Source organism: Lentzea roselyniae, from assembly GCF_039537795.1.
Classification (GTDB): domain Bacteria; phylum Actinomycetota; class Actinomycetes; order Mycobacteriales; family Pseudonocardiaceae; genus Lentzea; species Lentzea atacamensis.
The window spans coordinates 229,790-243,230 of sequence record NZ_BAABBE010000011.1; the positions used below are offsets into that span (position 1 = coordinate 229,790).

Genomic DNA, 13,441 nt, shown 5'->3' on the forward strand with positions numbered 1-13,441 from the left:
CCCCTTGGGTGAAAGCCTCGAACGCAAGACCGGTTCCGAACGGGGGAGACCGAGCTGTTCGGAGCGGACGGTGATGTTGCTCACCGCGAGAGCTGCCATGACCGTTTTGCCTGGTAGACGCCGAACCGGCCCTGTCCAGATGAGACAGGGCCGGTCCGGGACGGGTCAGGAAGATCAGCCGAGCAGGCCGCCCAGGTCGAGGTCGCCGGCGACCGGCAGGTTGTGCGCGACGTCGGTGACGTTGCCGAGCACGTTGCCGACACCCGCGGTGTCGCCGGCCAGGCCGGTCGCGGAGTGGGTGAGGCCGGTGGCGGTGTTCACGACACCGGACGCGGCGTTCTCGACACCGCCGACGGCCTCGGGGACCTTCACGTCGACGGTGCCGGTGGACAGGGTGTCCAGGCCGCCGACGTTGAGCACGTTGCCCAGGGCGGCGTCGCCGCCACCGAGCACGCCGAGCGCGTCGTGGCCGAGGCCGGTCACGCCGACCAGGTTGCCGAGGACGCCGTCGACGCCCGGAACGGTCGAGGTGACGGTGCCCAGCGTGCCGTCGACGGTGGAGGTCGCGGTGTCGGCCACGTCGAGCGCGGTGCCGGCGACCGGGGAGGCGGTCTGGTCGAGGACCGAGGTCACGTCGCCGACGGCGGAGAAGTCACCGCCGAGCTTGACCTCGCCCGCACCGAAGACGTTGGCGGTGTTGGTGCCGGCCCACACGGTCAGGCCGTTCTCGTCGGCCGCGAGCAGGCCGGCGGAGGAGGAGGTGATGTCGCCGAGGGACACGCCCTGCGTGGTCAGCTGAGACGCGACCGCCTGCAGCTGGCTGATGGCGCCGAGCGGGCCGTCCTCGAGGACGTCCTGCGGGAGACCGGACAGCGCGACACTCTCGAGAGCGGGCAGGCCCGCGGGAGTGGCCGGCAGCAGGTCGATCACCAGCGGGATGACTTCCTGAACGTCAACAGCAGTGATGTCCGCCAGGCCGGCCTGCTCCAAGGTGCCCTGGGCGTCGTTCGCGAACGCGGCCTTCAGGGCCGGGTCGCTGAGGAGGTTGAGCACGAAGTCGTGGAGCGTGCTGGTCGACTCGATCATCTGAAGGACTCTCCTGTTGAAGCACGTATCAATTGGTCTGCCGGAAAGCTATGAGAGCGGGCCCACCCCCAACATCGGGGATCACTCCCAGTAGATCCCCGTTCCCCGAAGGGGTGACGCTCGTTGAGCCCCTAGGGGATTAGGGGCACCGCTTGAGCGCCTCTTGTTCACCCGTGTAGGTACTGGTCGCTGCTGCGAACAGGTGAGGGAGAGACTTGGCGTACGTACTGGGAGTCGATGTCGGGACCACCCGGACGACTGCTGCCGTGTGCCGTCTCGACGGTGCCCGAGAGGCCGAGATCGCCCTGGTCGTGCCGTCGTTTCTGCAGCTCACGGACGCTGGGACGTTCTCGGTCGGTGAGTTCGGCACGCCAGGCTGGACGGCCACCGGTTTCGCCCGCAGAGTCGGTGACGCGGTGCCGTTGTCGCTGGGTCCGGAGACGTGCCCGGCCGAGGAACTGACCGCGTTGCTGATCATGTGGGTCATCGGCGAGGTCGTCGCCCGGGAGGGTGAACAGCCCCGTCACGTGGCCGTGAGTCACCCTGCCGTCTGGGGTCCCTATCGCCGTGGACAGCTCTACGCGGCACTGCGGGCGGTCGGGGTCCACGACGTGACGCTCGTGCCGGAGCCGTTCGCGGCCGCGGAGAACCACGCCGTGCGCTCGCGGGTGGTGCCGGACTCGTCGTTGGCGGTGTTCTCGCTGGGCAGCCACGCGTTCTCCGCGTCGGTCGTGCGTCGGTCGCAGAACCGGACGTTCGATCTGGTCAACCACGTTGAAGGCGTCGACCACCACACCGGGGCCGACTTCGACGACCTGCTGGCGGCGCTGGTGCGCAGCCGGCTCGGCAAGGACGGCGTGGTGTCGGTCGCCGAGTGTGAGGCGGCAAAGCGGGCGTTCGGCCCGTCGGTCGTGATCAGCGGCATCGAGATCACCCGTGACGAGTTCGTGGAGGAGATCAGGCCGTCCATCGACCACCTGGTGTCCACGTTCACCCGAGCCCTGGGCGCTGTGCAGCCCGACGCGGTGCTGCTCGTCGGCGGTGGCTGCCGGATGACGGCGATCGGCGACGCGTTGTCCGCGGCGGTCGACTGCCGGGTGCTGGCCGAGGCCGCGCCGGAGCACTCGGTCGCGAAGGGCGCCGCCGTGGCGGCGCGGCTGGTGGTCCTGGGTCCCGAGTCCGAACCAGAACCCATCGAGACGTCAGTCCTGGTCCACACCCGCGAAGCGTCGTTGCGGTTCCCGGTCGGCGAGATCGCGCACCCCGACGACGACGAGTTCACCGCGCCACCGCCCCGCCCGCCGGTGGACGTGTCCCCCCTGGAGCTGCCCCCGCGCAGGGTCAAGCGCGTCGCGAGCGTGCTGAAGCCCGCCGGACGCCGGTCCGGCTCCCGATCAGACTCCAAATACGACGATGAGGACGGCCGTTGAGCGTGACCACGCGAGCCAGGTTGGTGTTGGACGTCTCCGTGCGGGACGTCCTGGACCGGATCAACGACGCCGCCTCGGGCACCCGCCTGCGCGTTGTCGTTGTGGCGCCTGGTGGTTACGGCAAGACAGCGTTTCTGGAAGAGATCACCAACTCGGCTGTCCGGGTGGTGGACGACGCGCACCTGCTGGACGACGCCTCGCTGAGCGCGCTCGCCGCCGAGCCTCTGCTCGTGCTGGCATACCGGCCATGGCCTCGTCGTTCACTGCTGGCCGAGCTGACCCGTGGCGCTGTGGTCGTGCCGTTGGCGCCGTTCTCGCGGGAACAGGTTCGTGAGTTCCTGCACGCGCCCAAGCCCGTTGTGGACTTCGTCTTCGGGCAGACCGGTGGTGTGCCCGGGTTCGTGGAGCGGCTCGGAGCCGTTTCCGAGGTGTCCGCCGACGTGCTGAACGGGTTCCGGTCCGAGCTCGACTGGCTGGACGTGGACCTGCAGAAGTTCCTGCTGGCGGCCGAAGCCGGTGCGGCTAAGCGCCTCGACCTGCTGTCCGCCTTGCTGGACAAGGACTTCGACGAGGTCAGCGACATCATCGAAGCTGCCCGCGCGACCGGCATGCTGGCCGAGGACGGGACCCTGCTGCCGTTGGCGCATCGAGCTGTGGGTGCGCTGACGCGGGCCGAGCGGCGGATCGCGGTGCGGCAGAAGCTGGCGCAGTTGCAGCTCGAGCGCGGTGGACCGGTGCTGGATCTGGTGCGGCCGTTGCTGGACACCGGTATCGGTGGGCCGGTGTTCGCGGCTGCTGCCCGCGAGGCCTTGGCTTCTGATCCTGCGCTGGCCGCCCGGCTGTTCAAGGCTTCTACCGGTGGTGGGGCGCCTTCAGCGGAGACCGCTGCTTCGTGGGCCACCGCTGCTGCGATGGCCGGCGATCTGGACTCCGCTCTCCGGCTCGCCGATCAGGTGATCAGCACCTCTGACACGCCGCATCGACGTACGGCTGCCGAGGTCGCGGCGGTTGCCCTGGCGCACCGGGGGCAGTTGGCCCGGAGCACCGAGCTGTTTCGGTGGGCTGCCACGCCTTACGCGGCGGCGTTCGCCGGGATCGGGCTGATCGGTACGGGGCATCGGTTCGAGGAGACGCCGCCTCAGCCACCGACGATGCTCGGCGGGGCGGCTTCCTTGATGCTCCAAGGGGTTCGGCAGTCCGTCTCCGGGGCCGAGACCGCTGCGCTGTCCACATTGGTGCGGGCTTCGTCGATGCTGGAACCGGCCGGTGGGGCGGTGTTGCTGCCGGACAGCCCGGCTGCGTTGGCCGCGCTGGTGGCTGTGCACTGCGGTGAGCCGAACGTTGCCGAGTCGGTGCTGGACCGGGCGGTCGAATGCGGCACCGGCGGGGTGCTGATGTCGGTGCGGCACCGGTTGTTGCAGGCTTGGGTGCAGATGTTGCGCGGGAACCTGGGTGTTGCCCGTGAATCGTTGATGTCGGTTCGCGGGGTGTTCGAGCCTCGGGACTGGATCTTCGCGGTGGCGCTTGAGATCGGGGTGGCCCGGCGCAACAGCGATCTGGCCACCTTGCGGCGCACCTGGGAACAGGCTTGCGAAGCTGTGCTTCGGCATCCGGTTGACTTGTTCTCGTTGTTGCCGCTTGGAGAGTTTGCTGCTGCTGCGGCTCGGTTGCGGGATCAGGAGCGGTTGGCGCCGCATCTTCGGCAGGCTGCTGCTTTGCTGAGGTCGTTGGGGGATCCGCCGTTGTGGACCACCCAGCTGCACTGGAGTCTGTTGCACGCGGCGATCATCGACGAGAACACCGCGGCTGCTGAGGAGCATGCTGCTGCGTTGGCTGTTCATCGGGGGCACAGCCGGTACTGCGCGATTGTTTCCGCCGCCGCTGAGAGTTGGCTCGATGTGATCGCCGGGAAGGTTGACGCGGATCGCGTTGAGGAGGCTGCTCGCAGCTTGCACGCCGTGGGGCTTTGGTGGGATGCCTCTCGGTTGGCCGGGCAGGCCGCCATTCGGACTTCCGATCGGCAGGCCATGGTTCGGTTGCTCGACTGTGCCCGGTTGTTGCAGGGGCGACCGGTTTCGGCTCGGCGGGGTGGGGAATCGGATGTTCCCGTTGTGGCTGAGGATTCCGGGAAGTTGAGTGATCGGGAGAGGGAGGTGGCTCAGCTGGTTTTGGAAGGGATGACCTACAAGCAGGTTGGGGATCGGTTGTTCATCTCCGCCAAGACTGTTGAGCACCACATGGCTCGGATGCGGCAGAGGCTGGGGTCTACTTCTCGTAGTGATCTGCTGGCTCAGTTGCGGCACATCGTGGGTGGGTGAGAGCGCCGCTCGCTTTCCGCCGACTCCGCCGCTTGCCGCAGCTCGCCGGCCGGTGGCGCCTACCAACCGAACGTGGAGTTGCGGTGCGGGCTTCGTGGGAAAATGGTCCGATCGAGCGAGCTGATGTTGTAACGCTCCGGGATCGCCGTACCCCCGTTGGGAGGAAGCCGGCCGCGTGATGCGACGGTGTGGTTTGCTGGCGGTAGGCTTCTGCACCGGTGCTCGCCGAGCAGGTCAGGTGGAGATTTGCCGAGCCAGGACGACGCGAGATCGTCACGTTCGGTGGGACGTGACGAGTTGGCGCGCGGCTGGGCGGCCGAGGTCAGCCGGACTGCATACATTCCGCTGTCTGCCGCGAAGTTGACGGAAGAGCTCCATGAGCTCTTGAACGTCGTGGCTGAGGCCATCGCGCAGGATCCGGCGATCGCTTCCCTGGTCGGTACGCGGCTGGTGGAGATGCACTGCGTCGGTACGCAGAGCCTGCGGAAGTCGGTGGAGGTTCTCGCCCGGTTCGTGGCGCAGGAGGGCGCCGACGCGAAGACTGCGGCGCTGGTCGTCGGGGCCGTGTCGACTGCGTACACCGGGGCCATTCAGGAACTGGTCCTGGAGCAGCAGGAGAGCGTCAGCCAGGCGTTGCTCCGCGCGAACCGGGCTGTGCAGCTCGACCTGCAGGCCAGCGAGGAGCGGTTCGAGGACATCTTCGCGCACTCGTCGACCGGGATTGCGATGGTCAGTCTCGGCGGGGAGCTGGAGCGGGCCAACGAGGCGTTGTGCAACATCCTGCGGCGTGAGGACGTGGCTGGGATGACGCTCACGGATTTGATCGCGCCGGTGGACTTGCCGCTGGTCAGCAGTGCGTTGGAGAGTTTGAAGCACGGGCGGATGCGTCGGGTTGAGGAGCGGCCGCGGCTCATCGACCGCGATGGGGAGCACTTTCGGGTGCTGCTGGCGGCGACCGTGCAGAAGGACGCGGAGGACAAGCCCAAGCACTTTGTCGTGATGATTGATGACGACAGTCAGCTCACGCTGCTCGGTGGGCGGTTGCAGTACCAGTCGTTGCACGACGCGTTGACGGGGTTGCCGAACCGGCAGTATCTGACCACGCGGCTTGAGTCGTTGTTGCACAGCGACATCGAGCACGGGGTGACGCTGTACCACCTGGATCTCGACGCGTTCGCGGTGATCACCGACGGGCTCGGGCGGGAGACCGGGGACAAGGTGCTCAAGCTCGTGGCTGAGCGGTTGAGTGCCGTTTTCGCGAGTGAGAAGGCAATGGTGGCGCGGCTCGAGGGGGACGAGTTCGCGGTGCTGGTGGAGAACGGGCCGAACACTCCGGACGTCGACTCCACGATTCGGACGATTGAGCACGAGCTGGCCGAGCCGGTCTACTTCGGCGAGCACGGGGTGGCCGTGTCGGCTTCCATCGGGGTGCTGCCGCGGTTGCATCCCGGGGATCACCCGGCTGAGGTGTTGCGGGCCTCGGACATGACGCTTCGGCGGGCCAAGCGCAGTGGGCGGCGGCAGTGGGGGCTGCACGATGCCACGCAGGACAAGCGGGAGCAGGAGGAGTTCGCGCTCGCGGCTGTGATGCCGGGGGCGTGGGAGAGCGGTGAGATCGACGTCGTGTTCAACCCCGTCATGCGACTGGACGGGGTGGCTCGGGTGTGTGTTGAGGCCGAGCTGAACTGGCGGCATCGGGATGCCGGGCTGATCACGCACGAGAAGTGCGTGTCGATGGCCGAGCACACCGGGCTGATGTTGCCGCTCGGCGAGTGGATGTTGCGGCGGGCGGCCGAGGTCGCTTGCCGGTACGACGAGATGCTCGCGGTGTGCCTGACGGAGAGTTTGGCGAACAATCCCGACCTCGTGCGGGACGTGCGGCGGGTGCTGGCCGACACCGGGTTACCCGCGGGGCGGTTGTTGCTCGGGTTTCCCATGCACGTGCTGGCGTCCGAGGACAGCGAGGCCGCGGACAACGTGGATCTGTTGTCCGACATGGGAGTTCACATCGAAGCGCGTGACTTCCGGGGGTCCACGGCGGAGATCGAGCTCGTTCGGTCGCTCGGCGTCAGGGCCGTGCGGATCGAGGGGCGTTCCCAGAAGCCGGACGACCTGGTGTCGCACGTGCTCAGCGACCTCGTCGGGTTCGTGCACGAGGCCGGTGGGCTCGTGGTGATCGACTCGATCGAGGACGCTGAGCAGCGTGACTGGTGGGGTGAGATCGGCGCCGACGCTGGGCTCGGGCCGGTGTTCTGCGTGGAACCGACTACTGAGTGGCCCGGCGTGGGCTGAGGTGGACGAGGATCAGCGCGAAGCCCGCGATGGTGACCATGCGCAGGGCCGCGGAGATGCCGTTCCAGTCCTTCGACTGCCACATCGCGAACCACTCGCCGCCGATGGTGATGAAGCCGCCGAGGAACAGGGCCATGATCATCAGCAGGCCGGCGGACGCGAACTTGCGCGCGCTGTCCTCCTTGTCGCGGATGTAGGCGATGGTGCCCGCGGTGAGCAGGACCGCGGAGATCGCCTCCCACAGGATGATCGCGACGTAGACGATCGTGACCACGGCGGAGCTGGTGATGGCCCGCCACTTCAGTTCCTTGCCGAACGTGGTGTCCATGGCCAGGACGTGCTGCACGAACGCTTCGTTCGTGCCGTAGTCCGTGACGTTGCCGAGCACCACGAGAAGCATGTTGAGTGCGATGAACCCGACGGTCACCGCCACAACCGCGCGCAAGCTGCCGACCCGAGCAAGAAGACGCATGGCGCGGACAGTAACCGATAGGGTGCTGCCAGTGAGTCGCGTTTGTGTCGTCTCCCACCGGCTGGGCGGGTTCGACGGGGTCAGCGTCGAGGCAGCGAAGTGGGCGGATGCCTTCACCGCCCTCGGCTGGGAGGTCACGCTCGCGGCCGGGTACTTCGCCTCCGGGTCCGGAGTGGTCGTTCGCGGGATGTGGGCGGATCGGCCCGGCGGTGATCCGCCGCCCGTCGACCACGCGCTGATCAAGTCGCTCTGCACCACGCATGACCTGGTCGTTCTCGACAACGCCGGTTCGTTGTGGAGTGCGCCGGAGGCCTCGGTGGCGTGGGAGGAGCACACTCTCGCGGCCGGTGTCCCGGTGATCCTGCGGCACCACGACCCGGCGTGGCAGCGTGTCCAGTTGAGACCTGTCGACGGTGACGTTCTTCCGTTGCACCACCCGGCGCAGTTGCACGTGCTGATCAACTCGCTGACCGAGCGCGAGTTCCTGGCGCGCTGGCCCTCGTTGCGCACTCGCGTCGTGCACAACCGGGTCGACGTCGCCGGGCTCGCCGGTGGGGATCGGGCCGGCACTCGTGCTGCGCTCGGTGTCGGCCCTGACGACCACCTGGTGGTGCATCCGGCCAGGGTCGAGGGCACGTCGAAGAACATCCCGGGCGCGGTCGAGTTCGTCCGCGCGCTGTCCTCGCGTCGTGACCGGGTCAGGTACTGGCTCACCGACGACGCGCCTTGCCCCGCGGTGGAAGGACTTTCCGGCGTTGTGCGCGGCAGGGTGGCCGATCCTGCCGAGCTCTACGCCGCTGCCGACCTGGTGCTGCTGCCGTCCACCTGGGAGGGATGGGGACTGCCGGTGTGCGAAGCGGCCGCGGCGTCCAGGTTCGTGGTGGCCGGGCCGTACCCGGTGCTGGACGAGATCCGCGCGTTGGGGCTGACCGTGTTCGACCCCGGCGACATCGACGGGTTGCTCAGCGCGTCCGATGACGTCCTCGCGGCGAATCGTGCCGCGGTGCAACGACATCTGGACCTGCGCGAGCTGCCCGCCGTGCTGGAGGAACTGATCGAGGAGGCTGCCCGGTGCCGGTGATCTCGGTGCTCACCCCGGCTCATCCCGGCCGCGCGGAGTACGTGCGGGAGGCCGGGGAAAGCCTTGCCCGGCAAGAGCTTCCGGAGGGCTGGGAGCTGGAGTGGGTCGTGCAGGAGGACGCGGTCACGGCGGAGCTGGATCTTGCCGCGTTCCCGTTCACCCGGCACGAGCTCAACGGTGAACGGCTCGGCATCGCGATCACCAGGAACCTCGCGCTGACCAGGGCGTCCGGTGAGCTCGTGCACGTGCTGGACTCGGATGACCGGCTGTTGCCGGGTGCGCTGGCGGTCGCGATCAAGGCGTTCCAGGACTTCCCCGACATCCACTGGGTCGCGACTCAGGCCGACGACCTGCTGCCGGACGGATCCCGCAAGGCCTTCGACCCGTTGATCTCGCCCGGCCACCTGAAAGCGGGGGCGGTCAACGACTACGTGCTCGCGCACATCGACGACCGGGGCATGGGGCGGTGGCCGTTCCACCACGGCTGCATGACGATGCGCGCGGACACCGTGCGTGCGCTCGGCGGCTGGGCGGCGATCCCGCGGTCGGAGGACGGGCTGCTGCTGGCCGCCCTGTGCGAGGTGACGCCCGGCTACTTCACGCCGGAGGTGACGTGGCTGGTGCGCCAGCACGACACCAGGTCGTCGCGCTCCGGCGACTGGCACCGGCTGCTGCCGCAGTCGATGGCCATGATTCGCCGCCGGATCGAGGCTATTCGCACGGGTCCTGGAACTCGAGCTGTGGCAGGCGCTGTTCCCACAGCTGACGGGTGAGCGCGCCCCGCGTGGCCGCGCAGATGCGGTCGGCCTGGTCGGACACGTCCAGGTCCCACAGCCGGCCCACGCCGTCGCTCGAACCGGTGCCGAGGATGCGTCCGACCGGTCCGAAGTGGACGTGGGTCTCGCTGTTCGAGTCGACGGTGATCGGCTGACCGAGCGGGGCCGCCGCGGCGGGATCGCTGACGTCCCACAGCCTGATCGTCTTGTCGGTGCTGCCGCTGGCGAGCGTCTTCCCGTCGGGCGTGAGCGACATGGAGCTGATCAGCCCGGTGTGGCCGGTGAGCACACCGAGCCGCTTCGGTTGTTCCCGGTCGCTGATGTCCCACAGCCTGATCGTCTTGTCGCCGCCCGCGGTGATGAGAGTCTTGCCGTCCGGCGTGAACACGACCACCATGACCGGGTCGTGGTGGTCGTTGATCGGACTGCCGAGCAGCCGGACGTTCGCGGGATCCGTGACGTCCCACAGGCGGAACGTGCCGTCACTGCTGGCCGACGCGAGGGTCTTGCCGTCCGGGCTGAACCCGACGCCGTTCATCCACCCGTCGTGGCCGGTCAGCGGCTCGCCGATCTTGACGGGCCTGGCCGGGTCACGGGCGTCCCACAGCTGCAGTGACTTGTCGTCGTTGCCGGTGGCGATGACGGTGCCGTCCGGGTTGAGCGCCAACGGCGAGGCGAACCGCGTGTTGAGCCTGATCGGCTCGCCCAGCGGAACCGTGTGTTCCGGGTTGCTCACGTCCCAGAACCGCACCGTCTTGTCGCCGGCCGCGGTGATCATCACCTTGCCGTCCGGCCGGAACTCGGGCTGACCGATGCCCCACTCGTGGCCGAGCAGCGGTGGCCCGACCTGCTTCGGGTCGTCGCTGTTCGAGATGTCCCACAGCCGCACCGACCTGTCGCCCGACCCGGTCGCGATCAGCTTGCCGTCCGGCCGGAACCCGGGCCTGCTCACCCGCGAGGTGTGCCCGAGCAACATGTTGTGCGGCAACGACCACAGCCGCACCGAGTTCTCGTTCGCGCCGGTCGCGAGCGAACGGCCGTCCGGGGAGAAGCCGACGGCGAACAGGCCACCGCTCAGCGCCGCGAGCGGCCTGCCGAGCTGGGTGACGGCGGACGGGTTGCTGAGGTTCCACAGCCGCGCGGTGCTGTCGGCGGCACCGGACGCCAGGAGCTTTCCGTCCGGGCTGAACTTCACCGACCACACGGAACCGGTGTGCCCGGCGATGGCCTGGCCGACCGGGTTCTGCGTGGCCGGGTCCCACAGCCTGATGGTCTTGTCGTCGCTGCCGGACGCCAGCAGCTTGCCGTCCGGGCTGAACGCGACCGTGTGGACGCCGTCGGTGTGGCCGGTCATCGGCTTGCCGACCCGCGTCCTGGTGGCGACGTCCCACAGCCTGACCGTCTGGTCGTCGCCGGTGGTGGCGAGCAGCTTGCCGTCCGGGCTGAAGGCGAGCGAGCGGACGGGTGAGGTGTGGTCGCGCAGCGGCTCGCCGAGCGGCTTGGCGTCGGCGGGGTTGCTGACGTCCCACAGCCGGGCGGACTTGTCGTCGTTCGCGGCGGCGAGCGACCTGCCGTCCGGGCTGAACTCCAGCAGGTAGCTGGTGCCGTTGCCGGTGTCGATCTTCTTGATCTCCGTGGGCTTCGCGGGGTCGCGAACGTCCCAGAGGCGGATCGTCCTGTCCGCGCCGGTCGTCGCGAGGACGGTGCCGTCCGGGTTGAAGACCGCGGAGCTGAGCCAGTCGGTGTGCCCGGTGAGCACGGCGAGCGGCTTCGGGTTCGGCTTGTCCCTGACGTCCCAGAGCCGGGCGGTGCGGTCGTAGCTGGCGGTGGCGAGGACCGTGCCGTCCTTGTTGAACGTCGTCAGGTAGACCGCGCCGGTGTGCCCGTTCAGCGGCACGGCGAGCGGGGACTGCTGCATGGCCAGCAGCCGCGAGTTCACGCCCTGGTCGTCGGGACGGAGCCGGTGCGCGGCGAGCAGCAGCTGCGCCGACAGCGACGGATCGCTGTCGAGCACGCGGGCGGCTTCCGCGGTGACCTGGGAGAAGAGCGCGTCATCGCGTTGCCGGACGGCGATCACCGCCGCGCTGGCTGCGATCAGCGCGAACACCACCACCAGCGCGATGGCGCTCCGGCGCAGCCAGAGGCTCTTGCGGTGCTGCCGTTCCGAGGCGTGCACGAAGTCCTTGGCGACCGCGGTGACCTCCTGCTGCTGCCGCGCGCCCTCCAGCCGTGCGCCGCGGTAGAGCAGCGAGGAGTCGCGGCCGTGCTCGGACCACGTCGTGGCGTCCTCCTCCAGCTTCTGCCGGGTGAGGTTGCCCGCGCGGTCCTCGTCGATCCAGCTGCGCAGGCGGGGCCACGCGTGCAGCAGCGCCTCGTGCGTGATCTCGACGCTGCCGGCGTCGAGCGTGATCAGCCGGGCGCGGGTGAGGACCTCCAGCGCGCGTTCCGTGGCGGGGAGGTTCGTGCTGGCTTCGAGCAGACTGTGGCGGCTCGACCTGCGGCGGGTGTCCTGGGTGTCGTCGCCGACCCTGACCAGGCGCAGGAGCAGCTGTTTAGCGGCGGCCCTGGCGGGCTCGTCGAGGTCGGACCAGGCGCGTTCGGCCGTGGTGCCGACAGCGCCCTGGATGCCGCCGGCCGCCCGGTAGCCGGTGATCGTGAGGCGACCGGCCTGCCTGCGCTGCCACGTGACCAGCAGGGCGTGGCTGAGCAGGGGGAGCGCACCCGCGTCGTAGGCGTCCTTGCCGCGGCGGTTGTGCGCGCCGAGGTCGCGCAGCAGGAGGTCGACCAGACCGGGTTCGAGCTGCAGGCCGGCTGCCTTGGCCGGGTTCGTCACGGCGTCGCGCACCTCGGTCGCCGACATCGCGCCGAGCACCATCTGCCGGTTCTGCAGGGCCTCTGCGAGCTCTGGGAAGTCGAGGCAGCGGGCGTAGAAGTCGGCGCGCACGCCGAGCACGACCGCCGTCTTCTCCGCCGCCGCGTGCAGCGCCTGCACGAAGATCCGCAGCCGGTTCTCGTCGCCGCCGAGCGTGAACGCCTCCTCGAACTGGTCGACGATCACCACCCGGTCGCCGATCGCGAGCTGCACCTCGTGCGCGAGCTCGACCAGCACCTCGGAGTCGGCGGCGGCCTCCAGCGTGTGGATCAGGTCCGGCACCTGGAGCGCGAGCTCCTTCAGCGGATCCGTGCCGGGAGAAATGACGACGGCTTCTTTGCGCAGGCGCGGGAGCACACCCGCTTTCATCAAGCTCGACTTTCCGGCGCCGGATGCGCCGACGAGCATCGTGATGCCGTTTTCGTTCAATCGGGCGAGAAGTGCGTTCGTGGCCCTTTCCCGGCCGAAGAACCAATTCGCGTCCTGTGGCCCGAATGCGCTCAGGCCCATGTACGGGCAGACGGCGCTGTCTTCTTGAGGGGGTGTCTCCGTGTCGGTGACCGGGCTGGCGAGCGCCTCCTCCCAGAGGGTGTGCCACGCGTCCAGGTCGTACAGCCCGTCGATCGCGGGCTGGGGCTTCCGTTTGCGCGCCTCGCCGACGAGGATCTCGAGGACCGCGCTCAGCCCGCTGAACCTGGCGGGGACGTTTCGCCCACGCCGCCAGTCGCTGACGCGCTGTGCCGGTACGCGAACCGGTCTGCCTTGTTCGTCCGTTCGGCGGGCACGGGCGACCGACTCCGTGACCCGCTTCAAAGGTGGGTCACCTGCCTCCGCGTAGAGCAGCGCAAAGCGCTCCGCGAAGACGCCACGGGGTCCCAAGCGGCCTCCACCTCGTCCGGACCGGAAAACGCAGACCGCCCGTCTGAGCTGCGGTGCAGGCACCGGACAGGCCGTCAGCAACCCACCCTAACGAGGTGGTCTGACAACCTCGACCCCACGTCCTTCACAAGACCGGGAGACCGTCACAGTGGTAGTGGCTGACTGGGGCAAAACTTCCACGGCTGAGGAGCGCTGGGGGTCTCCTCAGCCGTGGCCTCGCCCGAGCGAATGGCAA

General features: G+C 68.9%; 8 protein-coding genes. 5 read left to right on the plus strand and 3 right to left on the minus strand.

What is annotated here, in order from left to right; genetic code table 11:
- Positions 1–174 precede the first annotated feature (174 nt).
- Positions 175–1,086: an IniB N-terminal domain-containing protein gene (locus ABFX45_RS21710; protein ID WP_109631907.1), complete on the minus strand. Its 912-nt coding sequence runs from the start codon at positions 1,084–1,086 to the stop codon at positions 175–177.
- A 215-nt stretch (positions 1,087–1,301) separates the two neighbouring features.
- On the opposite strand from ABFX45_RS21710, the gene ABFX45_RS21715 reads away from it, so the two are divergent.
- The 3 genes from ABFX45_RS21715 (at position 1,302) to ABFX45_RS21725 (ending at position 7,126) form a co-directional block, all read left to right on the plus strand.
- Positions 1,302–2,516 carry a DUF7159 family protein gene (locus ABFX45_RS21715; protein ID WP_146231404.1) on the plus strand — a complete coding sequence of 405 codons (1,215 nt, stop codon included), beginning with the start codon at positions 1,302–1,304 and terminating at the stop codon, positions 2,514–2,516.
- 428 nt (positions 2,517–2,944) lie between these two features.
- The gene (locus tag ABFX45_RS21720) at positions 2,945–4,834 is read left to right on the plus strand and encodes a helix-turn-helix transcriptional regulator (protein ID WP_346131789.1); all 1,890 of its coding nucleotides are present in this window, start codon (positions 2,945–2,947) and stop codon (positions 4,832–4,834) included.
- Positions 4,835–5,227: 393 nt separating this feature from the next.
- Entirely contained in the window at positions 5,228–7,126 is a 1,899-nt protein-coding gene (locus ABFX45_RS21725; protein WP_346131814.1) for a diguanylate cyclase domain-containing protein, read from the plus strand.
- Here ABFX45_RS21725 and ABFX45_RS21730 read toward each other — a convergent pair.
- The gene (locus ABFX45_RS21730) at positions 7,101–7,598 is read right to left on the minus strand and encodes a DUF2165 domain-containing protein (RefSeq protein WP_109633145.1); all 498 of its coding nucleotides are present in this window, start codon (positions 7,596–7,598) and stop codon (positions 7,101–7,103) included. The two genes, ABFX45_RS21725 and ABFX45_RS21730, sit on opposite strands and share 26 nt — an antisense overlap.
- Before the next feature lie 31 nt (positions 7,599–7,629).
- Between ABFX45_RS21730 and ABFX45_RS21735 the strand changes: the two genes are divergently transcribed.
- Positions 7,630–8,679: a glycosyltransferase family 4 protein gene (locus tag ABFX45_RS21735; RefSeq protein ID WP_346131790.1), complete on the plus strand. Its 1,050-nt coding sequence runs from the start codon at positions 7,630–7,632 to the stop codon at positions 8,677–8,679.
- Complete coding sequence (locus tag ABFX45_RS21740) at positions 8,670–9,452, plus strand: glycosyltransferase family A protein (protein WP_109631917.1); 783 nt, start codon at positions 8,670–8,672, stop codon at positions 9,450–9,452. The genes ABFX45_RS21735 and ABFX45_RS21740 overlap by 10 nt, the downstream gene beginning before the upstream one ends.
- Here ABFX45_RS21740 and ABFX45_RS21745 read toward each other — a convergent pair.
- Complete coding sequence (locus ABFX45_RS21745) at positions 9,391–13,140, minus strand: nSTAND1 domain-containing NTPase (protein ID WP_346131791.1); 3,750 nt, start codon at positions 13,138–13,140, stop codon at positions 9,391–9,393. The genes ABFX45_RS21740 and ABFX45_RS21745 overlap by 62 nt on opposite strands.
- Positions 13,141–13,441: the final 301 nt, after the last annotated feature.

Bases quoted from the DNA above. Each gene is read 5' to 3' on its own strand.
- ABFX45_RS21710 (WP_109631907.1), bottom strand. From the start codon at position 1,086: ATGATCGAGTCGACCAGCACGCTCCACGACTTCGTGCTCAACCTCCTC.
- ABFX45_RS21730 (WP_109633145.1), bottom strand. From the start codon at position 7,598: ATGCGTCTTCTTGCTCGGGTCGGCAGCTTGCGCGCGGTTGTGGCGGTG.